Below are 22,941 nucleotides of genomic sequence, written 5' to 3'. Positions count from 1 at the left end.
GACGAACTCATTCATTTTATACGAGAACCTAGAATAGGAGCAACTCATTATGAAACAGATTCAACTGCCTACGGTTAAACAAGGTGTTTCTCAGCTGATTATGGGCACGGATTATTTCCGCCCTTCCATATTTGAGACGGTATGCGAGAACCTGGATGCGTTTGTTGCCATTGGCGGCAACACGATGGATACGGCCTACGGCTATTGCGGCGGCGAGAGCGAGCAAGCGATCGGCATGTGGATGGAGCTGCGCAAAAACCGCGAACAGATCAATGTCTGGACCAAAGGCGGCCATCCGAACCAACATGGCCCGCAAGTCAATAAGCAGGCGATATATAATGAGCTGATGACTAGCTTGGAGCGTCTGCGTACGGATTATATCGATGTGTACGCGCTGCACCGCGACGATACGAATGTGCCGGTCGGCGAGATCGTGGACATTCTGAACGAGCATGTTGAAGCGGGACGCATCCGCACGTTCGGCGGCTCGAACTGGACGACGGCACGCCTGCAGGAAGCAAATGAATACGCGGAGAAGAACGGCTTGCGCGGTTTCGAATTCAGCAGCCCGAACCTTAGCCTTGCGAAGGCGCAAGATCCGTACTGGGCGGATTGCATCAGCGTTGACGATGCGATCATGTCGTGGCATGAGCGTACGAATCTTCCGCTGTTCTCGTGGTCCGCTCAAGCGCGCGGCTTCTTCACAGGCCGCTTCACGCCTGAAGATCGGTCAGATGCGGATTTGGTCCGCGTATTCTATAATGACGATAACTGGGAACGCTATCGCCGTGCAGAGCAGCTGGGCAAAGAGAAAGGAGCATCGACGATCCAAATCGCGCTTGCTTATGTCCTGAACCAATCGTTCCCGACTGCCGCAATCATCGGCCCGCGGGGCGAAGCCGAGATGAAATCGTGCCTGGAAGCAACGAAAATAGAGTTGTCCGTGGAGGAAATTAAATGGCTGGATCTTCGCACCAAATAGTCGAGCTGTGGCCTGAAGGGGCTCCTCTCGCAGCCGGAGTAACAGACGAAGATCGCCCTGCGCTGACGCCATATCTGGTCGATGGCAGCAACGGCGCTGTCATCGTCTGCCCAGGCGGCGGCTATGGCATGCGTGCAGACCATGAAGGCGAGCCGATTGCGCTGTGGCTGAACAGCATCGGCATCTCCGCCTTCGTGCTGCGCTACCGCGTCGCGCCGTACCAATATCCGGCGGCGCTGCTGGATGTGCAGCGGGCGATTCGTTATGTGCGCTTGCACGCGGAGGAATGGGGCATCGCCGGGAACAAGATCGGCGTGCTAGGCTTCTCCGCCGGCGGCCACCTCGTGTCGACGGCAGGGACGCATTATGATGCCGGGAAGCCGGAGGCGGACGATCCGATCGAGCGCCAGTCGTGTCGGCCGGATCTGCTCATCCTGTGCTACCCGGTCATCACGCTGATTGAGCCGTATACGCATGAAGGCTCGCGAATCAATCTGCTTGGCGACCAGCCGGAACAGGCGATGATCGAGCAGCTGAGCGGCGAGCTTCAAGTGACGCCGGACACGCCGCCGGCTTTTCTATGGCACACGTCGGATGACGGAGCGGTGCCGGTAGAGAACAGCTTGAACTTCGCGCTGGCAATGCGCCGCGCAGGCGTTCCTTTTGACCTGCATGTGTATGAGCAAGGTCAGCACGGCTTAGGTCTTGCCGAGAGCGACCCACATGTGGCAAGCTGGACATATGTGTGCGGATTATGGCTGAAGCGGTACCGGTTCTAACTGCTTCCGCGAGCAATGCCGCACCTTTGACGAAGCAAAAGGAGAGTAGAATTCACGATGAGCGATCAAGCAAACCAAGCATTCCAAGGTACCTATCAAGGCGAGCCCGCCGTATGGCTGAAATTCGGCAAATACGAAGCCGCGTTGCTGCCTGAAGTAGGCGGCAATCTGATCGCATTCCGCGATACATCGAAGGGCTGGCAGCTGCTGCATGAGCCGACGATGGACGAGATGGAATCGTTCAAGGCGCGTCCTTTTATTCACGGCATTCCGGTGCTGATCCCGCCGAACCGGTTCGAGGACGGCAAGTTCCCGTGGAACGGCCGCACGTACCAGTTCCCGGTCAATGAGCCGTCGACGGGCAACCATCTGCACGGCTTCGTGCACAGCGAGACGTGGACTGTCGATGACTTCGGCACGACGGCAACGGAAAGCTATGTTGTAGTTTCGCTGAAAGTGGACGAGCAAAGTGCGGTTTATACGTACTTGCCGCACAAGTTTACAGTCAAGCTGCGTTATGCGATCAGTGAAGACGGCTTGCACCAGCATGTTCTTGTTCGCAACGACGGCGATGATGTCATGCCGTGCCTGTTCGCGTTCCACACATCCGTGAACGCACCGTTCATTCCGGGCAGCTCGGCGAAGGATTACCGCCTGAAGCTGACGATCGGCGATCGCTGGGCAATGAGCGAGCGGATGCTGCCAACTGGCGAGTATCAGCCGCTGACGGAGAACGAACAGCTAATGAAGGGCGAAGGCGTGTATCCGTTCTTCGAGTCGCTCGACAACCACTACACGGCTGTCGCTCAGAACGGCCGCAATCGGATGGAGCTGACCGATACGAAGAATGGTGCGACGCTTGTGTACGATGTCGGTACTTCGTATAAGCAGTGGATGATCTGGAACAACGGCGCGACAGAAGGCTTCTTCTGCCCAGAGCCGCAAGTGAACCTCGTCAACGCGCCGAAGAGCGATCTGCCAGCTGACCAAATCGGCTTGTTCAGCTTGGCGCCAGGCGAGATCTGGGAAGAAACAGGCCGCCTGTACGTGAAATAATTCGTATCTGTACAAAAAAGTGTCGAGACAATCCTACGCCTTATGTTTTACGAAGGTGTGGGAGGATCTCGACACTTTTTTGTTTGTAACGGAATCTAGGAGTTATTGGCAGGGAAAGTGGGAAAATGCACCTACCTGTTCTGCTAAGGAACCTCAGCCCCCTTATTTGGTGCCATTAGCCTGGAACACGCCTCAAAACGTGCAAATAGTGTGTGTGAGTTCCTTAGCTGTTCATTAGCGCCAATTTTGCTCGATTGCCGCTGGAGTTCCTTAGGAGTTCCTTATGATTAGGCTAGACGGCGCAATATACTCCTGCCCCAGACTCGCGTGCTTGAGTCCAGCGTTGAAGTTCATTATCAAATCCAGCGGTCACCACGTCAGACGGAGCACTCTGCCCTAACCATCGAATACACATTCGTCGCGTGAGATCTGCCGCCTTGCACCATATAGTCCCTCAGCACGCCTTCCTGTTGGAAGCCGAGCCTCGTGAGCAGTGATATCGAAGGTGCGTTCTCCGGGAAGACGACTGCGCCTATTCGTGCGAGCCCGAGATTCTCGAATCCGTATGTAATGACCCGCTTCACTGCCTCCGAAGCATACCCGCTTCCCCAATACGCAGGATGAAGCTCGTAGCCGATTTCTGCTCTGCGGTGGGGGAGGACGAGCGCATTAAAACCGATCGTGCCCATTAACCCTGGTGACCCTTTACGTTCAATCCCCCAGCGAATCCCGCGTTTATTTTCATAGTTCGATGCAAATAAACCAATCAGTCTCGCTGCCTGCTCTTCGGATTCGAACGGCTCCTGACCGTAATATTGCGTTACTTCCCGATTGGAGAAACAAGCGAACACTTCTGCTGCATCAGCCTCTGTTATTTCTCTAAGCCGTAACCGCTCCGTTTCAAGCACCGGAAACATAGGCCACGCCACCTCCCTGACTATAACTACTGCCGCCCCTTCCGAATCTCCGTCGGCGCCACGCTGCGCATCTTCTTGAACACGCGGCCGAAATACGTCATGTTAGAGAAGCCAACGAGGTCCGCGATCTCCGTTACGGGATAGTTCGTGTCGAGCAGCAGCCGTTCAGCCTCCTGAACGCGCAGCAGGTGAATATATTCAATGAGTGTCTTGCCGGTCACCTGCTTGAACACTTTGCAGAAGTGCGCCTTGCTCAGGTTCACCATCCGCGCGGCTTCATCGACGCTGATCGGCTCCTGGAACCGCTCGCGCAGCGTGTGCAGCAGCTGCGTGAAGTCGTAGGACTTCTGCTTTGGCACGCGCGTCAATGCTTGAGCCGCGCTCCGCTCGGCATAGCGGAAGTAAAGGCCGAAGATTCGCAGCAGCTCAGCTTTCACGAGCAGCTCGTAGCCTGGCGCCTTACCCTGAAACTCGGCGACGAGCCTGGCGAAGGACGCATTCATCTCCTCGATAAGCGGGTCGGAATCGAGCATCCAGCTTGGCCACTGCAGCTGCTTCTGCAAGTAAGGAACGAAATAATGATGCTCCGTAATATCAAGCCCGCTTCCGCGGACGAGCGCTTCATTGAAGACGATGGAGATCATCTCCGTGCCCGGCGCAAGCGCCACCGCGCTGTGCAGCTGCTTCACATTGACGAAGGCGAGCTCGCCCTTCTGCAGCGCCTGAAACGAAGCATCAACTTGCACTCGCGCCGAGCCTTCCTTCACATAGATCCATTCGATATGATCATGCCAATGCAGATGAATGCTGGAGACGGGAAAAACATTGATCGGAAACGTGCGGTCAGGCATGCGTGTGTTTTCTTTCAACGGGCTTACGGTCATCGGTGGTCAGTCTCCTCTTCGGCATCCATACGATTTTATCGGAAAAGATGCGTCTTGCATTCATGTTACCGCTTTATTTTACCAAACTATCGGAAGATTGTATGAATATATCACAATTTCGTTTCTAGTCTGGGCGAGCTTGTTTCGGTACGATTAGGTCAGTATTGCAATTTCCGAATATAGGGAGAGAATTGACGATGGCGAAGCACCGAATTGTAGTTGCCGGATGCGGCGGAATGTCCAACACGTGGATCGATTATGCAATCAAGCGGGAAAATGCGGAAATCGTTGGCCTCGTCGATATCTATGAAGAAAGCGCAAAGTCAATGGCGGCGAAGAAGGGGCTGGATGTGCCGACGTTTACCGACCTCGGCGCGGCGTTAGAAGCGACTGGCGCGAATCTCGTCTTCGACGTGACGATACCGGCAAGTCATAAACAAGTTGCCATTACGGCGATGCGTGCCGGCTGCAACGTGTTCGGCGAGAAACCGATGGCCGAGTCGTACGAGGATGCGAAAGAAATTGTGGCCGTCAGTGGGGAAACCGGCAAACGCTATTCGGTCATGCAGAACCGCCGCTATTTGCCGCAAATTCGTTCTTTCCGCGACCTGCTTCGTAACGATACGATCGGTACGGTCGGCTCCATTCATGCGGACTTCTACCTCGGCGCACATTTCGGCGGCTTCCGCGACCTGATGGACAGCCCGCTTATTGTCGACATGGCGATCCATACGTTTGACCAAGCCCGATTTATTATCGACGCCGATCCGGTATCCGTCTATTGCCATGAGTTCAACCCTCCAGGTTCGTGGTACAAAGGCAATGCTTCGGCGATCTGTATCTTCGAAATGAGCGACGGCTCCGTATTCAGCTATCGCGGCTCCTGGTGCGCAGATGGTCTGAACACCTCGTGGGAGTCGGACTGGCGCGTAACAGGCAGCAAAGGCGGCGCGCGTTGGGATGGTTTCGGAATGCCTTACGGTGAATACGTTGATGCTTCGAAGCCGGATGCTTTCATCCGTGAGATGACCCGCTTCGAAGGCACGAAGGATTGGAACGGGCAAGAAGGCCACTTCGGCTGCTTCGATGAGATGTTTGCCGCATTGGAGGAGGACCGTCCGGCAGAAACGGATTGCCTCGACAACATTAAGAGCGTCGCAATGGTGTTCGGCGCCGTAGAGAGCGCGCGTACCGGCCAGAAAGTCATGCTCTAATCGATCACTCCAGCCAAGAAGAGCCCCATATAAAGCCAAGAGACAACAGGTGCGAACCTGTTCTTTCTTGGCTTTTATTATTTGTCCTGCTTTGGTCACGAACGGGCATTCGCGCTTATTCGACAGGTTTAGAGCCACTCCCATTTACACATAATGGTAGATATATCTCAAAACCGGAAACCAAGGGGCAGCTATGTCGAACAGTCAAACAGAATCTTCCTTGCCTACGCTGGCTCATACCCTCGACCAATTCGAGGATTGCATGGATCTATCCCATCGTGAGTTTCCGAATCTTGGCGTTCATGCCGTGTATTTGAATACGCTGATTAGCGGAGCAAAACTGCAAAATGAAGTGTTTAAGCCGCTCCACGATCTGGAGCCCGACCAGCTTACAACGTTATTTCAGCAGTCGCAGTTTGAGAAACAAACAGATGATAAAGCGCTTATCCTTGGGATCTTATCAGGTAAAGCGGCAGTTTTTGCAGAAGAACAGGTCTATTTGATCGATGTGAGAGGTGCTGAGGGCCGGGCAATCACGAATTCGGAAATCGAGACGACCATTACCGGTCCCCACGACGCTCTAACGGAGCAGGTTAGCTTAAGTTTGATGCTTATTCGCGCACGCATAAGAAGCACGCACCTGAAGATTGTGAAGCTTAGCGTCGGCGAAATAACGAAGAACGATGTCTATATTCTTTACATCAAAGATATTGCGAATATGGACAATGTCCAGGAGCTCAAACAGCGAATCAGCGACATTGAGATTGACGCGGTACATGATACGAATATGCTGATTCAATTAATCGATGATCGGCCATATGCACTCTTTCCGCAAATTTTAACGACGGAACGTCCGGATGCAGTCGTCTCGAAGCTTGTAGCAGGCAGGGTTGTCGGCATCATGGATGGCAGCCCGTCAGCGTTCAGTGTACCCTCTACGTTCTATGAATTTTTCTCTTCGTCCGACGATTACTATCAGCGCTGGATGCTGGGAACGGCTACGCGGATGCTTCGTTTCTTCGCGCTCATCGTAACCGTCTCGCTAACGGCGCTATATGTGTCGGTTACAACGTTTCACTATGAGATGATTCCTGAGAATCTGCTCATGACGCTTGTTGAATCCCGCAGCCGGGTACCGTTTCCTCCGCTCTATGAAGCGCTTCTGATGGAAATGACGATCGAGCTGCTCCGCGAAGCGGGAGCGCGGCTGCCGACGAAGATCGGTCAAACGATCGGTATCGTAGGCGGTATTGTCATCGGGCAAGCGGCGGTTCAGGCAGGCTTCACAAGCAACATCCTCATCATCGCGGTTGCGTTGTCAACCATCGCCTCGTTCGTTATCCCGAACTATACGATGAGCGCATCGATTCGGCTGATGCGTTTCGGCTTTATTTTGCTGGCCGGCTTATGGGGGAATCTTGGTATCGCAATCGGGATTACAGCAACAACGATTCATCTATGCAGCTTGATTAGCATGAAGGCATCCTATGTAACGCCAATTGCGCCGAACCAGCCTTACGAATGGAGAGATGTGTTCATCCGTGCGCCGTTTAACCTGCTTAAGAAGCGTCCGACCCAGTCTCGTCCTATGAATATGACCCGAGTCAAGCCGAAGAGGTGAGCACCCTGCAAAGTTCGGAGAAGCTGTCTCCCTATCATATCGTCATTCTCGTTTATATGACGCAGTTTGGCGTTATTATATTCTCGCTCCCGCAGCTTCTCAGCAAAGCGTTCGGTACGAACGGTTGGGTGATGAACCTTATATTCGCTATCATCGTCATCGTGAATATGTTGCTGATTGGAGCCGCCTATTGGATGGGGAAGGGCAAGTCCATCTTCGTCATTCTCGAACGAGCCATGCCACGAATCATGCTTTATCCGCTCTATCTGTTTCTCATGTTCGTGTGGTCGGTGCTCGGCTGTCTCGTCGCCAAAGAATATGTGCTTATTTTTCAAATGATCGCATTCCCGACGACGCACCCGATGTTCTTCAAAATTGCGCTCGATCTGCTTGTTTTCTGGCTGATGATTCAAGGAATTTATAACATCTCCAAGTCCATTACGATGCTCTTCTATTTGACGATATGGATGCTTCCGGTTGTCTGCTTCTTCTATGCGGATTTCAGCTGGTCGAGGCTGACCCCGTTTTTCTTTCGGGAAGGCCAGCCTTCACCCGTTGAATTTGTTAACATTTTTGCTTCGTATCTCGGTTATGAGCTGATTCTGATGGTATTCCCGTATACCGACAAGAAGTCGAAGCTGATCAAATCTTCCATTATCGGGTCGCTGCTTCTCGCGTTTATCTATACGTACCTTTGCATTATTACCTTCGGCTTCTTCAGCTTGCGGCAGCTGCAGCGTATGGCATTCCCGCTTCTTGATCTGATGGCCTACATCAAGTTCCCCTTTATCGAGCGGGTCGAAAATTTGTTCTTCGGCGCATTCCTGTTTACGACCGTCGCCACGGTCGTGATGTATTTGTGGTCCGCTCAAGAAACGGCGCTTCAAGTGTTCAAGCGTGCGAATGTGAAGCTCGTCGCCGGTGTATTGGTAATCTTTGCGTATGTTATTGCTTTCATCCCGGATACGCTTAGCGATGTGCAGCATTGGTTAGGCTTGTTTGCTCAGCTTGAGATTGGGATTGCCTTCATCCTACCGCTGCTTCTCGTCGTAGTGCTTGCATTTACGAAGAATAAGAAAGAGGCCGCTTCATGAAAAATGCTCCTATCCGCCTCCGCCGCGCGCTTATCTGTATGCTGTTGCTTCTATTTATGCCTGGGTGCGGCGATCAGCGAATACTGGAGAAGCTCGGCTTCGTCCAGGCAAGCAGCTACGACCTGGGAGAGAACGGTCAGCTTGAGGTTACGATCACGATGCCGAAAGCAGATCAGAATGCAGGCCAGCGGCGCGATGTATTATCTTTGATGGCTAGAACAGGGAAGGAAGCGCGGGTGAAGCTGACAAGGGAGAGCAATCTGCAGCTTGTGAGCGGCCAGCTGCGCAACTCGTTGTTTGGGATGTCGCTGGCACGGAAGGGATTGCTGAAGCATCTGGATACGTTCCAGCGCGATCCTTCGATCTCGCCAAGGGTGAAGCTTTCTGTCGTGCGCGGCAACGCAAAATCGATGCTGGAGCGAAACTATCCCAATCAGCCTATTATTAGCCGATATATTGAAGGATTATTGCAGAAGGAATCAATGGGGCAAAATATCCCGGTCTCGACGTTGTATACATTCATCCGGGATTATTATGACGATGGAATTGACCCGGTGATGCCTGTGCTGCGGAATAAATCGGATAATATCATCATAGACGGCATCGCACTATTCAGAGGAGACAAGTATATTGCTGAAATTCCCGCCGATGATGGCATGGTTTTCTCGTTTCTGCGCGGTTCCTTCAAGCTGGGGGAACTTAGCATTCATCTGAGCGAGGGGGAACCGGGCGGCGATACCGTTATGATCACGTCGATTGTAAGCAAGCGCAAAGTGAGAGTTAGCCGAAGCGCCGAGGGAGCGCCGGAAATTACGATACAAGTTCGGTTGAAAGGAACGGTTATCGAGTATACAGGCGGATTGTCGCTTGATCGGCCAGCGGAGAAGCATACGCTCGAGAAACAAATCGATAAGGAACTCGTTAAAGAGGCGAACGAGATGATCGCTTTTATGCAGAAACATAAAACAGATGCCATTGGAATTGGGATTGCCGTCCGCAACCATATGAGCTACGGGGCGTGGAAGCAGATGAAGTGGCCGGAGATGTATCCGACAGTGAAAGTGAAATGCAACTTCCACTTTGAAATTATGAATGCAGGTAAAGTGGTCGAATAATGCAAAAAGCCGGGTGCTCCACGTACGATGTACGATGTGGAGGCATCCGGCTTTTTATAATTAAGATGCTTCTTTCTGCGTCTGAACAACCTTCTCTTCCTGCGGCTTTGTCTTCTTGATGAAGAACGCGAGGAGAAGTGCTGCGGCTGTCAGCCAAGTTGCAATCGTGAAGGAATGATTGATTCCGGTGACCGTTGCATGCTGGATGACGTCAGCCATTTTCACTTGATCCTTCGGATCGACATTGCCTGCGACTACCAGTTCCTTCGTTACGGCAGTTGCTTTGTTCGTCATAATCGTTACGAGCAGCGCAGTACCTAGAGCACCAGCTACGTTACGAAGCGTTTGCGACATTGCCGAGCCGTGCGCGTTCAGACGCTGCGGCAGCTGATTCAGACCTGCTGTCTGAATCGGCATCATCAGCATGGACATACCGAACATGCGGAATGTATAGGTGACGATAAGATGCATGTAGCTTGTATCGATCGTCAGTGTGCTGAACTCATAGGTTGTAACTGCCGAGATCAGGAGGCCTGCCACGGCAAGCCAGCGTGCGCCGATCTTATCGAATATCATGCCCGTAATTGGAGACATGATGCCCATCAGGATTGCGCCAGGGAGCAGCAGCAAACCGGAATCAATCGGCGAGAAGCCGCGGATGTTCTGCAGATAAATTGGAAGCAGAACCATACCGGAGTACATGGACATTGTAATGATGACGTTGATAACAGTCGTTAGCGAGAACATGCCGAACTTGAAGACGTCGAGCTCAAGGAGCGGCTTCTCTGCCGTCAGCTCACGCCATACGAAGAGAATGAGCGAGACAGCGCCGACGACCAAGCAGGTAATAACGGTTGTGCTATCCCATCCGTCTGCACCGGCATCACTGAAGCCGTAGAGCACGCCGCCGAAACCGAGCGTCGACAGGATAACGCCAAGCGCATCCAGCTTTGGTTTGGATGTCTTCACGACGTTCTTCATGGAGTATGCGCCGTAGATGAACGCGAAGATGGAAAGCGGCAAAATGATGTAGAACAGAACATGCCACGAATAGTGCTCAACGACATAACCAGACAGTGTTGGACCGATAGCAGGTGCGCAAATCATCGCGATCCCCATCATACCCATCGCTTTGCCGCGCTCGGCAACAGGGAAGATGGTCAGAATGACGATGGTCATGAGCGGCATCAGAATGCCGGCGCCAGCTGCTTGAATGAGACGACCGGAGAGCAGCAATCCGAAGTTCGGCGAGAAGGCACAAATAATGGTACCGACCGCGAACAGTCCGGCTGCGGTTAGAAACAGAATACGAGTTGTATAACGGGAAATGAGGAATGCGCTGACGGGTACAAGCACGCCGTTGACGAGCATGTAACCGTTGATGAGCCACTGAATCGTGTTCTCATTGACGTTCAAGTCTTTCATCATGCTCGGCAGCGCGACGTTCAGCACCGTCTGCGCGAGCAGCGCGACGAATGCCGCGATCAGCAGGGACGCGAGAATAGGGCCTCTCCGGAGAGTGCCTGAGGTAGCGGTAGTCAAATTTAATCTTCCTTTCGATATTGCTGTAAAATGTGTGCAAACTGTTTGTGGATGCGAAGCAGTGCGAGTTGATCCTCCGCCGACATCTGCATGAACGGCGTAATCCATTCCATCTTCCGTTCCGTCAATCTCTTCCAGATTTGCTCGCCTTTCTCAGCAAGCCTGAGCGTTACGGAGCGCCGATCCGCTTGGGATCGTTCACGCGTCACAAGCTCAGCTTCCACCATTCGGTCAACGATGCCGCTTGTTGTACTGTTACCGAGATGAAGCTCATCTGACAGCTCAGCCAGCTTCATCTCTGGATTTAGAGCGAGCGATCGCAGCACCATAAATTGCTGAGGTGTAATGCCATGCTGATGAGCGGCCTTCGAGAGCAGCTGGTAGTAAATTTGCTGGATTTCACGGAATGAATGCAGAATCTGAATGGTGCGTTCATAATGCTCTTCATCCATAAACGTTTACCGTCCTTGCCAAAATCGTTTTTATCCAAATAGTTCGCATGCGAAGTATTATAAAACGGGAGGTTTGTATATGTCAATTACGACATATGTACCAGTCGATAAAAAAAAGATGACTTTCTGATTGATCAGAAAGTCATCTTAGCTTTACGCCTGTTACTGCATTAATATACGTTAGGAGCTTCCACGTTCGGTTCTACGTCAGCTTCATAGTCGACGCCTTCGGTCTCGAATCCGAACAATTGGAAAAATTCTTTGCGGTAGCCTTCGAGGTCCGAAAGCTCGTTAATATTCTCTGTCGTCATTGCGGCCCATAGCTTGGCCACTTCTTCCTGCACATCTTCGCGCAGCTCCCAATCGTCGATGCGAATGCGGCCTTCCGCGTCCACTGGAACTTCCCCGCCCGTGTAGAGGCGCTCTGCGAACAAACGGTATGTTTGCTCGATGCAGCCTTCGTGAATGCCTTTCTCTTTCATCACTTTGTACAGTGCGGAGATGTACAGCGGCACAACAGGAATCGCCGAGCTCGACTGCGTAACGAGCGCCTTGCTGACGGTTACGTAGGCGTGACCGCCGATGGAGGAGAGCCGCTCGCTCAGCTTCTTCGCTGTCGCTTCCAGGTGGTCTTTGGCCTGGCCGATGGAGCCTTCTCTGTAGATGGCTTGCGTAATTTGCGAGCCGATGTACGAGTAGGACACCGTCACAGCGCCTTCGGCGAGTGCGCCGCCCTGCTGCAGCGCGTCGATCCACATCTGCCAATCGTCGCCGCCCATAACATGAACCGTTTCTGCAATTTCCTGCTCTGTTGCCGGCTCGATGGATACCATGCTCACTTCACCTGTGTGGAAGTTGACTGTCTTGTTCGTGTATGTATTGCCGATAGGCTTCAGCACCGAGTTGTAGGTATCGCCTGTGCGCGGATCCGTTCTGCGTGCGGACGCTACGCTGTATACGACCAGATCAACCTGTCCGAGCTCCTTGCGGATCAGTTCAACAGCCTTCTGCTTCGTCTCATCTGTGAACGCATCGCCAGTTACGCTGAACGATTTCAGTCCTGCTGCTTGTGCGGCTTGCTCGAATGCGGCCGAGTTGTACCAGCCTGCAGATGCGGTACGGCCGTTCTTGCTCTCGCCTTGGCGGTAGATGCCGACCGTGTTCGCGCCAGCGCCGAATGCTGCTACGATCCGGGATGCAAGGCCATAGCCCGCGGATGCGCCGATGACGAGTACGTTCTTCGGACCTTGGATTGCCGCATGCTCTCTCACATAATTGATTTGCTCCTGCACTTGATGGGCGCAGCCCGTCGGGTGAGCGGTTGTGCAGATGAAACCGCGAGTTCTAGGTTTGATAATCATTTGGGTTGATTCATTTCCTCTCATGCGTTGTCGAAGTGAAGTCTAAATACGGATAAAACCTCAATGTTACGATAGTACCTTTATTGTAGGGAAAAATGCAACAAGGATGACGGTTTACGGCAACTTTTTTTATTCGTGCTACAGGAGGCAGGTTCGATGCTGGAGAATGTTTACAGTATGGTAACTTGGATAAAAAGGAGCAGGTGTAATGCTGAAACGGCTGAGCGAGCATTTATTTCAACATGAAGATACTTGCCTTGTATATGTGATCGTCAATGGTACGGAAGCGGTGCTGATTGATTTCGGATCAGGAGCTGTTCTGGATGAATTGGCTTCGATTGGTGTAGAACGCGTGACAGATGTGCTGATGACGCATCATCACCGGGATCAAGGGCAGGGATTAGCAAGGGCGAATGCAGCCGGCATTCGGATTTGGGTGCCGCATCATGAGCAGGATCTGTTCGCGAACATCGATTTGCATTGGTATGGCCGAGAGATTTATAACAATTATGATGTTCGACAGGATCGGTTTTCATTACTTACGCCTGTTGGGATTGCCGGAACGTTGAAAGATTATGCGCGGTATGATTTTGGCGGGAGATCTTATTCGATTGTGCCAACACCGGGTCATACGATCGGTTCCATCTCGGTTGTGACTGAGCTGGATAACCGAAAGGCGGCGTTCACGGGCGATCTCATCGCCGGTCCGGGCAAAGTGTGGTCGATGTCGGCAACGCAGTGGACTTACAATGGAAGTGACGGTGTCATAAGTACTGTGCTGTCTGTCTCGGACTTGCGAGAATTGGAGCTGGATGTGCTGCTCCCATCGCATGGCGTGGTGATGGAAGAGCCTGCGGCTGCGATTGATCCTTTAATTGATCGTTTGAGGAGCTTGCTGCAGCTGCGCGGTAACGATGGATTGCTGGAATTGTGCCGCGAGCCGGAGTATAAGAAGATTACGCCGCATTTGCTCTGGAATGTGCGTTCTTTTGCTAACTCATATACGCTGCTGTCGAAGAGCGGTAAAGCGCTGATGATCGACTATGGTTATCCGTCGTTTCATCAGACGTTCTATGCCGGTACGGATCGATCTTCACGACGTCCGAATCTGAGGCAAATCGGCTATCTGAAGAAATGGTACAACGTGAGCAGCATCGACGTCGTTATCCCGACGCATTATCATGATGATCATGTGGCGGGCCTCAACCTGCTGAGGGATGTGGAAGGTACGCAGACGTGGGTTGCCGAGAATTTCGCGGATTTGCTAGAGCAGCCAGCGCGTTATGATGTGCCGTGTATCTGGTACGATCCGATTCCGGTGGACCGGCGGCTGCCGCTTGGCGAGCCGATTCAGTGGGAGGAGTATACGTTCCGGCTGTATGAACAGCCCGGGCATACGTTGTATGCGGTGGCAATCTCGTTCGAGGTGGACGGCAAGCATGTGGTGGCAATCGGGGATCAGCAGGATTCGAATGGCAATTTGTACAATTATGTCTATAAGAACAAGTTCAGATCCCATGACTATGTGCTGAGCGCGGAGCTATATCAGCGGCTGAAGCCGGATCTCATCATCTCGGGCCATTGGGATCCGCTAGAATTGACGGATGCCTACTTGGAGAAACTCGCTCGCGATGGCGAGACATTGAAGCAGCTGCATGATGAGCTGCTGCCGCTTGAGGAGATCGATATGGGCGCAGAGGGCTTCTGCGCGTGGATCAAGCCTTATCAGATCGAGCTGTCTGCCGGGGCGACGGCGGAGATCACGGTTGAGGTGCTCAACCCGCTGCCGGTCGCGGAGCGGGTCGCGGTTCGGCTTGTTGCGGCAGCCGAGGGCTTGGCAATCGAGGCGCCGGAACAAGCGGTCGAGCTTGCGGCAGGCGAAGCGGGCGAGCTGCGCTTCTATTTGACGGCAGAGGCGAGCATGCGCGGTGTGAAGCGCGCGCGTATCGCCGCAGACGTCACAGTCGGCGCGCGCAGACTGGGGCAGCAGGCGGATGCGCTGGTGACGGTGATTTAAGGCTTGGTGTTGCTAATGCTGAGAGATCCCAATTCGATCTCTCAGCAGTACTTTCGGTGCGGGATGGTGCTGAGAGAGCCGATACGGGTTTCTCGAGTCTCGCGGGCAGGTGTATTTGGAGGGATTGGTGACTGAGAGATCCCAATTCGATCTCTCAGCAGTACTTTCGGTGCGGGATGGTGCTGAGAGAGCCGATACGGGTTTCTCGAGTCTCGCGGGCAGGTGTATTGGGAGGGATTGGTGACTGAGAGATCCCAATTCGATCTCTCAGCAGTACTTTCGCCGCGGGATGGTGCTGAGAGAGGCTTATTCCTCTCTCGAACCAGATTTACCGAGTTACTGGCTCCGAGAGAGGCTTTTCCCGCTCTCAATCCCTTCGCCGCGCGAACGCAAACGGCAAATACATCAACGTGAATATCGCGACCGCGATGGCTTCCTCTACGAGCAGATAGTACGGATACGGTCCTAGCAGCGAGAGCAGCGATGCACCGGCTGGTTTGTGCCGGAGGAACATGTAGTTGGCGCCCAGCCAGAAGTCGACCCCTCCGACGACGATGACGAGAATATTAAGGAAGATCATCGTGACACCGATCGATTTCCAAGTCGGTCTGTAGCGTTCGGCCCAAGTCATATATAGCGGCGATAGAATGATCGCAATGTGTACGATGAAGAAATGGAAGAAGCGAAAATGCGGGAACGGATAGTCGAGGTCCGGCGTGAGAATCGCCTGCAGCGCACCGCCGATACCGGCAAAATAAACAACGATGTAGAGCAGCCTGCTGCGAGTGACGAGCATAAGAATCGCGAGCATTTGCGAGATACTGCACAGCTCAAGCGGGAGCGTGAATCTGGCATTCCAGAGATCCTCCACGGCATACCAATAATAGAGACCGCCCTCAGGAACAGCGAGCCCGATAAGCAGCAAGACGCGTATCGCGGTTCGAAGCCTAGCATCCTTGCGAACGGTGTCTCGGAACAGAAACATGAGCAGAGCGAGTCCGAGCAGCAATGCGATCATGAGCAGATGCGGAGCCGCGTAAGCGACGAAGTGACTTTCTGTGTGAGCCGAGAAGAATGAACCCATAGTCAAAGCCCCCTTTTCATCCTACCTATTCGGGGTGCAGCTTCGAAAATCCTTTACAGATGTTAGGAGGTACAGCCATGCGAGAGCTTGTCGGTCACTGTCAGCGTTGCGGCAAGGCGGTCTATTGCGAAGATGGCTTCCTGAACGGGGCTATTGTCGAGGGGAGCGGGGCCCTAATTTGCTCTGACTGCGCATACCCACCTAAGGAGGCTGAAGGCTCCGAATCCTCTGAATAGACCTAGCGAGAAAGAGACCTGCGAATGAGTTACCACATTTTGGTGAACATAATGTTAACCCAATAATGAGAGGTGATTCCTACGAAACGGCTCCTTATTCTAGTACTCCTCATGTTCACACTCCAGACGAATGCTAACATCGAAGCTGCCCCTGATGATGACTCGCTCCCGGAACCATATCTTTACTTCACGCAGCACGACGATAGCAGAGGCGTCACCGTCGAAGCCAACCGTGACATCGACCGCCTTTCTCTGCAGCATGCACTTCAACATTCCCTTATCAGGAGAGAAGAAGCGGCTGTCGGTGAACCGATCAGCGCACACGTCGTTTGGTACTCAGCCAGACATGCCGAAATTCTGATTAGCGGCCTTGATGCGGGCGAGTCGGTCAGGTTCTCCTTCAATGGAACGAAAACAGTTCAAGGCGATGCCTTCCTTGCCGGCGAACAACCAGCACGTAATGACATTGTGCTGTTCGGAACCTCGGAGCACGATGAGCTGCTATGGCTCGATCAGAAGGATGCTCGGGAGAAGCGGGCGGTGCCGATCGAAGGGAATATTTTTCAGCAGGTCGGGTTGGACCAAGCATCTAATCTCATTGCGTATCCGAAGTCAGGGGCACCGGTTCTCGTATCGGCAGATACCGGACGAGTCACTAAGCTGCAGCTTCCGAATTGGTGGCCGGGGGCAAAGCAGCCGCCGTTCGGCAATGATTACGGCACCTCGCTCATGTTCGCGGATCGGTTTACGAAGGATGCAACATACGTCGTTGTCGGCAATCGATATGTCTACTTGCTGCATTGGCGCACGGGTCAAGCGGAGAAGCTATTCGAGTCCAAAGCCGCCATTTACGCGATATCCGCTTCGCCGACTGGGAGCAAAGCCGCGATTCTAACCGATTCGGACAGCACGATTGGGCCAGATGCGGATCTAACGGTGCTGAACAGCAAAGGGCAGATTGAGACGGCTTTCAGAAAGGCAGCCATCCAATCGCACAGCCAAGGCTTCTTGTTCGTCTATCCGCTGGCTTGGGTGAATGATAGCTCGGTCTTGGCGGTGGAACAGGATCATTACCGCTCCATTCGGTTAAGTGACGGGGAAGGGGCGGAGCGCGCGCAGGATCAGCTCTCTGCGGAGGAGCGGAAGCTGCTCGAGCAGCAATTTGGAGTTGTACCTGAAACAGCTGAGCTCATTCGAAGCCGCACGGACGCCAATCTAGTAGCAATTGAGATCAACCAGAACGTATTCTCACCCGAGGTTTGGATCATCGACGGCGCAGCAGGCAAGCTTCGCTGGGCGGGAGCGGGTATGCTGCTCGGCATGTCGGGCAGCGGCGAGGTAATCGTCAAGCCGTCAAGCGAGCGGGGGTATCGATTCCCGGCTGTTCACCTGCTGGCAGAGCAAGGACACTAATAAGCGCATCAAGCGCATCAAGCGCATCAAGCCAAGCAAGCTCGGCAAGCCCAGCAAGCTCGGCAAGCCCAGCAAGCCCAGTAAGCCCAGCAAACTCTGCAAGCTTAGCAAGTCAGCAAAAGCACAAAAAAAGCCGAGTGCACCGTCGGGGTCAGCCCCGTTGGTCCGCACTCGGCTTATTGTTATTTCTTCTGCACAACCGGCATCATCATGCCGTCCATGCCCATCATGCTGACGCTCTCGCCATCTGCTTCGTCACCTTCATAGAGATATACCTCTGTGCCGTACTGCGGCTCGGCATAAGGGAGATGCGTCCGGCCGCGGGCAAGAATTTGCCGGTAGTTGCCGGAATCGCCTTCGAAGCCATCGTGATCCCAAGGTACCCACGAGCGGGCATTGCAGTAATGAAGCACGTAGGAGCGGCGGAAACGATCTGCCGTCTTGTTCGCATACGATCTGTGGAACAGATGCGAATGGAAGAACAGTACGTCGCCTGGCTGCATCGGCACCGAGATCGGCGGCGGATACTTCGCAACGACGCGGGACAATGTATTGACTTCATCGTCGAGATGGCTCACGTTCTGAACGGCATGCAGGTTGGAGAACGCATCAAGCGCATGCACGTTGCCGCCGCCGATGCCATCCGGCGGATAAATCGGCTCGTGATTGGAGCCTGGGACAACCCATAGGCAGCCATTCTCTTCATCGACTTCTTCAAGCGCGATCCAAGCGCCGATCAGCGTGTCCGGATGCGTCTTGATATAGCAGGCGTCCTGATGCCAGCCTTGTCCGCCGCGGCCGGGAGGGTTCAGGAACATCATCGATTGCAAGGCCAGCACATCAGGTCCGATCAGTGCTTCAACAACGTCAACGATTTGAGGATGGAGCAGGCCGCGCTCTGCAGCCGGCTCAAGGCGCGACAGCATATGGATACGAGTCTGCTGTTTGAATTCTTCATTAAGCGGATCGCCCGCATTGTTGCGATCTTCATTTGGCTTTGTTTTGAGCCGTGTTTGCTCGGCCAGATCGTAGAGCTCGGTGATGTCTTCTTTTGACACGAGTCCTCTCACAATCAAGTAACCGTTGCGGTGATAATGCGTATATTCGTCTGTGCTGACCAGATAGCGGTCCTCTCGGTCACGAGACTTAGGCGTATAGTAAGTTCCCATCGTTATGAATTCCTCCAGTAAACGTTAGTTATGCTTCTATTGTGCAGGGAGCAGGGAGCGTTTTCAATGGAGGAAAGAGAATAAACGATGTGTTTATTTGATATCTGGATTAACGACAATATGTCGGTTGACGAACGAACGGTCCGGATTAACCTCAATCGCCGCATGACGAAAAATCGGGGATTTGCACCTTTCGATGTACTCCGTCGCTGTAATGCCGCGAATCCGCTTATACATTTTTGAGAAATGATGCTCGTCTCCGAAGCCTGCCAAGTACGAGATTTGCTTCACCGTTCCTTGACCCCGCATCATCAATTCCTCCGCATAGTGCAGACGCCGCTCAAGCAGCATCCGCTTTGGCGTCATCCCGACAGCTGCCACGAACATCCGCGTAAAATGCTCATGCGACCAGCCGGACTGCTGCGCAATGCTCTCGATGGTGATCGGCTCCGTCAAATGCGCGTCCATGTAGGCGATGCTTCGCGCGATTTGCACAGGGTAGCTGCTGATGGCAAACTCCGGAGTCTTGTCCGCATAGGCAGCCAGTTCCTCAAGCGCGGCACTGAGGAGCGCGGACAGCCGTATCTTCCAATGATGAGATTGGTGATTGGCGACGACGACAATTTGCTGCATAATGCCAGCGACCAGCGTGCTGTGGTAAGCGGGAACGACGTGCAGCTGCTGAAGCAGCGAACTGAATCGCGGAGCGTTATTTCGCAAGAGTTCATAATCGAAATGAACGAACAGATGCCGCACGTTGCGGTCTCTATCGAACAAATAGCGGTGACTAACCCCGGGCTGAGTAAGGACGAAGCAGGGAACGTCGAGCGGGAATGATAACCCGCCTTGCTCATAGACGGTGTTCGTTCCATCCGGAAAATAGACGAGTTCGTAGTCGTCAATCGCCCGCGGTCCGAGAATATGGCCGCCTGTTTGCACGAGAATATCTCCGACCACGTTGATGACAGGCTCGGCGATAGAATTGTCCATTCGCTGCTCCACTTCCTTTCTGCTTCTACTGTTATTATTGCGGAGAGGGTAGGATTGGCGCAACTGTCGTTAATCATGCAAAAAAAGAAAGCCTGCACGGATTAACCGTGCAGGCTGTTTGTAATGTCTATGAAATGACGCTACGCAGATGTTCCTTCAATCGGCCCGGAAAATCGGTAATGATGCCGGTTACGCCGATGGAGATCAACCTATCCCACTGAGCAGGATGATTAGCGGTGTAGGGATAAATGTGAAGCCCTGCAGCGATCGCATCCTCGGCATCGTCCGCTCCGATGAGCTCATGATGTGGATGAAGCGACCAGACCTCTGTCTCCAGCAGCGCTGCATAGGCAGCATGATGAATCAGATCTGCAGCATAGAGCAGTCCGATGCGAAGCTCCGGTTCTGCTTGCTTCAGTCTGAGAAGCAGCTTGTGGTCGAAGGAGGAGACGACGGTGCGGTCCAGCCGATTGTCGGCGCGCAGGAAGTTCAGCAGCACTTCATCGAATTGCGTGCCTCTCGAATCTTTCACTTCAACATTGATCTCGATTTGTTCTGGAAGCAGATCATAGACTTCCTCCAGAAACGGAATTCGTTCTCCGGCAAAAGAAGGCGAGAACTTGCTTCCCGCATCCGCCTCGCGGATGACATCCGAACGCAGGGAGCAGATCGCTCCGGACATGTCCGTCGTCCGATCGAGCGTTTCGTCATGGCAGACGATGAGCCTGCCGTCCTCCGACAAATGGATATCCAGCTCCACCATATGGCTGCCTTGCTCAGCTGCCAGCTTGAAGCTTGCCAGTGTATTCTCAGGTGCTTCTCCTGCTGCGCCTCTGTGCCCGATTACGATGGGGCTGCTTACCACGATTTCTTGCTTGATTTCCTCTGGCATCCTCTTGTTTCCTCCCAATAAAGCCCGTTTGTCACGATTATATGCCCTCTGGAAGAGACTGTCGCTCTTGAAATTGAAATGTAAACAAATCTTTAGAAACAAAAGGTTCTTTTCAAATGAAACGTTTTCAACTTGCCATATCTTAACAAAACACTGACATCGGGCTTACAAATGGCAGTTATGGTAGTTAATGTTGGAATTGCCAAGCTCAATCCAGCATGGACAAACTCAAACTCAAACTCTTGGAAGGGCGGTTTTCATTCACATATGAATTCACAAACCTATTCGGACAAGTCTGGACAAGTCTTGTCTCCGGCTTCCGCAGTATCGGCCAGGACTTCAATTCACTCAGGCAGGTTAAAGCGATTGAGAGAGCAGCTGCTAGGTTACGTGTTTCTGGCGCCTAGCTTAGTCGTATTCATCTTGTTTCTATTTTACCCGATGGTCCGTTCCGTCTATCTGAGCTTCCAACTCACCGACCCGCGCGGTCGAGTAGCCGCCTACGCAGGTCTCGATAACTATACGCAGATGTTTCAATCCTCCGATTTCTGGAGCAGTCTGTGGATTACGGTCGAGTTTACGCTCCTGACCGTCCCTGTTGGACTTATTCTCGGGTTGCTATGCGCCAGCCTTGTCCATTCCGCGGGCAGAGGCAGCAAGATCTTCCGCTTCATCTTCTCCCTTCCGCTGGCACTCTCGGTCGGAACGGCATCCATACTATGGATGATTCTGTACCACCCGTCGCTTGGCATGCTGAACTACTTGCTCGGACAGATCGGCATCGGACCTATCCAATGGCTGACCGATCCCGGTGCGGCGCTTGGTTCCGTCTCGCTGATGACCGTGTGGATGAACTCCGGCTTTCCGTTCGTCCTGCTGCTCGCTGCGATTCAAGGACTCGATAACGATGTCATGGACAGCTCGCGCATCGACGGCGCTTCGATGTGGAGAACCTTCTTCTCCATAAAATTGCCGCTGCTGTCGCCGACGCTCTTCTTCCTTGCGGTGGTGTCTATCATGAACGCTTTTCAATCGTTCGGTCAAATCAATATTCTTACACGCGGCGGCCCGGCTGGCTCTACGGATGTTCTGGTGTACTCCATCTATCGGGAGGCATTCATTAATTACCAGTTCGGCACCGGCAGCGCGCTGGCGATCGTCCTGTTCGTCCTGATGCTTCTCTTGACGGCGATACAATTCCTCGTACTTGGAAAGAAGGTGCATTACCAGTGAGAGCAATCAGTCATCCGCGTCATCCATTTCGGTTATCCAGCCATTACGGCTTGTTGATTCTGCTGTCTCTTCTCGTACTGGGACCGCTGCTGTATCTGCTCGCCCAGATCTTTATGACCCCAGACGAAGCAAGCCAATATCCGCCTAAGCTGCTGCCTTCCAGCTTTTATATGGGGGAGCTGAAGAACGCGATCGATACGGTGCCCATCTTCGGCTTCATCATCAACAGCTTCGTTCTGGCTACTGCAATCATGGTGCTTCAGGTCTTGACGGCAGCTCTTGCCGCTTACGCGTTCGTCTATATCCGGTTTTCCGGCAGCCGCTTCTGGTTCGCCTTATTCATAAGCACCATGATGATTCCGTGGGAAGTGACGATCATTCCCAACTACTTAACGATAAAAGGCTGGGGATGGCTCGATTCGTTCCAAGGTCTCATCGTTCCTTTTGCAGCTTCGGCATTTGGTGTCTTTCTGCTCCGGCAGTTTTACATGCAGCTGCCTCGAGAATTGTTCGAAGCGGCGCGCGTCGACGGCTGCGGACATTTCCGCCACTTTGTTTCTATCGTGCTGCCGTTATCCGGACCAGCCGGTGCTTCGCTTGCCGTTTATGTGTTCCTGAACGGTTGGAACCAGTACCTATGGCCGCTTCTCGTTACGAGCAGCGATGCTATGAGAACGGTCCAGATCGGAATCGCCATGCTCCAGTTCGAGGAGCTGACGAGCTGGAATTTGGTCCTCTGCGGTGTGGCGCTCGTTCTAGTGCCATCTTTCGTACTTCTGGCGCTTGGCCTTAAGCCGCTTGTTCGTGGAATTACGGCAGGGGCGGTTAAGGGTTAAGAGGTTCCACGGCTGCAAGCTTTCAAGGTTGCATGGTTTCAAGGCGAAATTACT

The 22,941-nt window shown here is 53.1% G+C and carries 20 protein-coding genes; 11 read left to right on the top strand and 9 right to left on the bottom strand.

What is annotated here, in order from left to right; genetic code table 11:
* Window positions 1-49: 49 nt before the first annotated feature.
* From A8990_RS18690 to A8990_RS18680, 3 genes are read left to right on the top strand one after another with little or no spacing between them, the layout of a single operon-like run.
* Window positions 50-982 carry an aldo/keto reductase gene (locus tag A8990_RS18690; RefSeq protein WP_116190561.1) on the top strand — a complete coding sequence of 311 codons (933 nt, stop codon included), beginning with the start codon at window positions 50-52 and terminating at the stop codon, window positions 980-982.
* Window positions 958-1,761: an alpha/beta hydrolase gene (locus A8990_RS18685; RefSeq protein ID WP_116190560.1), complete on the top strand. Its 804-nt coding sequence runs from the start codon at window positions 958-960 to the stop codon at window positions 1,759-1,761. The genes A8990_RS18690 and A8990_RS18685 overlap by 25 nt, the downstream gene beginning before the upstream one ends.
* A gap of 57 nt (window positions 1,762-1,818) precedes the next feature.
* Window positions 1,819-2,817: an aldose 1-epimerase gene (locus A8990_RS18680; protein WP_116190559.1), complete on the top strand. Its 999-nt coding sequence runs from the start codon at window positions 1,819-1,821 to the stop codon at window positions 2,815-2,817.
* Window positions 2,818-3,194: 377 nt separating this feature from the next.
* Here A8990_RS18680 and A8990_RS18675 read toward each other — a convergent pair whose 3' ends face one another.
* Window positions 3,195-3,734: a GNAT family N-acetyltransferase gene (locus A8990_RS18675; RefSeq protein WP_116190558.1), complete on the bottom strand. Its 540-nt coding sequence runs from the start codon at window positions 3,732-3,734 to the stop codon at window positions 3,195-3,197.
* Between the two features lie 26 nt (window positions 3,735-3,760).
* A complete protein-coding gene (locus A8990_RS18670) occupies window positions 3,761-4,618 on the bottom strand; it encodes an AraC family transcriptional regulator (protein ID WP_116190557.1) in 858 nt (285 codons plus the stop codon).
* 197 nt (window positions 4,619-4,815) lie between these two features.
* On the opposite strand from A8990_RS18670, the gene A8990_RS18665 reads away from it, so the two are divergent.
* The 4 genes from A8990_RS18665 to A8990_RS18650 all read left to right on the top strand — a co-directional run bounded on the left by A8990_RS18665 (window position 4,816) and on the right by A8990_RS18650 (window position 9,662).
* Window positions 4,816-5,832 carry a Gfo/Idh/MocA family protein gene (locus A8990_RS18665; protein ID WP_116190556.1) on the top strand — a complete coding sequence of 339 codons (1,017 nt, stop codon included), beginning with the start codon at window positions 4,816-4,818 and terminating at the stop codon, window positions 5,830-5,832.
* A 193-nt stretch (window positions 5,833-6,025) separates the two neighbouring features.
* Complete coding sequence (locus A8990_RS18660; RefSeq protein ID WP_116190555.1) at window positions 6,026-7,453, top strand: spore germination protein; 1,428 nt, start codon at window positions 6,026-6,028, stop codon at window positions 7,451-7,453.
* Window positions 7,450-8,547 carry a GerAB/ArcD/ProY family transporter gene (locus A8990_RS18655; protein ID WP_245996096.1) on the top strand — a complete coding sequence of 366 codons (1,098 nt, stop codon included), beginning with the start codon at window positions 7,450-7,452 and terminating at the stop codon, window positions 8,545-8,547. The genes A8990_RS18660 and A8990_RS18655 overlap by 4 nt, the downstream gene beginning before the upstream one ends.
* Entirely contained in the window at window positions 8,544-9,662 is a 1,119-nt protein-coding gene (locus A8990_RS18650; protein ID WP_116190553.1) for a Ger(x)C family spore germination protein, read from the top strand. The genes A8990_RS18655 and A8990_RS18650 overlap by 4 nt, the downstream gene beginning before the upstream one ends.
* A 60-nt stretch (window positions 9,663-9,722) precedes the next feature.
* On the opposite strand, the gene A8990_RS18645 is transcribed toward A8990_RS18650, so the two are convergent.
* From A8990_RS18645 to fabV, 3 genes are all read right to left on the bottom strand, one after another.
* The gene (locus A8990_RS18645) at window positions 9,723-11,204 is read right to left on the bottom strand and encodes a DHA2 family efflux MFS transporter permease subunit (RefSeq protein ID WP_245996095.1); all 1,482 of its coding nucleotides are present in this window, start codon (window positions 11,202-11,204) and stop codon (window positions 9,723-9,725) included.
* Between the two features lie 2 nt (window positions 11,205-11,206).
* Complete coding sequence (locus A8990_RS18640) at window positions 11,207-11,656, bottom strand: MarR family winged helix-turn-helix transcriptional regulator (protein WP_116190551.1); 450 nt, start codon at window positions 11,654-11,656, stop codon at window positions 11,207-11,209.
* A gap of 170 nt (window positions 11,657-11,826) precedes the next feature.
* On the bottom strand, window positions 11,827-13,017 hold the full coding sequence (gene fabV, locus A8990_RS18635) for an enoyl-ACP reductase FabV (protein ID WP_116190550.1): 1,191 nt from the start codon (window positions 13,015-13,017) through the stop codon (window positions 11,827-11,829).
* 208 nt (window positions 13,018-13,225) lie between these two features.
* On the opposite strand from fabV, the gene A8990_RS18630 reads away from it, so the two are divergent.
* Entirely contained in the window at window positions 13,226-15,034 is a 1,809-nt protein-coding gene (locus A8990_RS18630) for an MBL fold metallo-hydrolase (RefSeq protein ID WP_116190549.1), read from the top strand.
* Window positions 15,035-15,401: 367 nt separating this feature from the next.
* Here A8990_RS18630 and A8990_RS18625 read toward each other — a convergent pair whose 3' ends face one another.
* Complete coding sequence (locus A8990_RS18625) at window positions 15,402-16,118, bottom strand: YwaF family protein (protein ID WP_116190548.1); 717 nt, start codon at window positions 16,116-16,118, stop codon at window positions 15,402-15,404.
* Between the two features lie 308 nt (window positions 16,119-16,426).
* On the opposite strand from A8990_RS18625, the gene A8990_RS18620 reads away from it, so the two are divergent.
* The gene (locus A8990_RS18620) at window positions 16,427-17,767 is read left to right on the top strand and encodes a hypothetical protein (RefSeq protein WP_116190547.1); all 1,341 of its coding nucleotides are present in this window, start codon (window positions 16,427-16,429) and stop codon (window positions 17,765-17,767) included.
* Window positions 17,768-17,949: 182 nt separating this feature from the next.
* Here A8990_RS18620 and A8990_RS18615 read toward each other — a convergent pair whose 3' ends face one another.
* The 3 genes from A8990_RS18615 to A8990_RS18605 all read right to left on the bottom strand — a co-directional run bounded on the left by A8990_RS18615 (window position 17,950) and on the right by A8990_RS18605 (window position 20,818).
* On the bottom strand, window positions 17,950-18,936 hold the full coding sequence (locus tag A8990_RS18615) for a phytanoyl-CoA dioxygenase family protein (RefSeq protein ID WP_116190546.1): 987 nt from the start codon (window positions 18,934-18,936) through the stop codon (window positions 17,950-17,952).
* A gap of 93 nt (window positions 18,937-19,029) precedes the next feature.
* A complete protein-coding gene (locus tag A8990_RS18610) occupies window positions 19,030-19,926 on the bottom strand; it encodes an AraC family transcriptional regulator (RefSeq protein ID WP_116190545.1) in 897 nt (298 codons plus the stop codon).
* Between the two features lie 127 nt (window positions 19,927-20,053).
* Window positions 20,054-20,818 (bottom strand): glycerophosphodiester phosphodiesterase, encoded by a 765-nt coding sequence (locus tag A8990_RS18605; protein WP_116190544.1) that lies wholly within the window; start codon window positions 20,816-20,818, stop codon window positions 20,054-20,056.
* Between the two features lie 267 nt (window positions 20,819-21,085).
* Here A8990_RS18605 and A8990_RS18600 point away from each other — a divergent pair, with 267 nt between their 5' ends.
* Complete coding sequence (locus tag A8990_RS18600; protein WP_116190543.1) at window positions 21,086-22,051, top strand: carbohydrate ABC transporter permease; 966 nt, start codon at window positions 21,086-21,088, stop codon at window positions 22,049-22,051.
* On the top strand, window positions 22,048-22,887 hold the full coding sequence (locus A8990_RS18595) for a carbohydrate ABC transporter permease (RefSeq protein ID WP_116190542.1): 840 nt from the start codon (window positions 22,048-22,050) through the stop codon (window positions 22,885-22,887). Before A8990_RS18600 ends, A8990_RS18595 begins: the two co-directional genes overlap by 4 nt.
* Window positions 22,888-22,941: the final 54 nt, after the last annotated feature.

It is taken from the genome of Paenibacillus taihuensis (assembly GCF_003386535.1).
Lineage (GTDB): Bacteria > Bacillota > Bacilli > Paenibacillales > Paenibacillaceae > Paenibacillus_Z > Paenibacillus_Z taihuensis.
The sequence above is the reverse complement of the archived record's forward strand: the minus strand, read 5'-3'. Positions and strand labels throughout refer to the sequence as shown.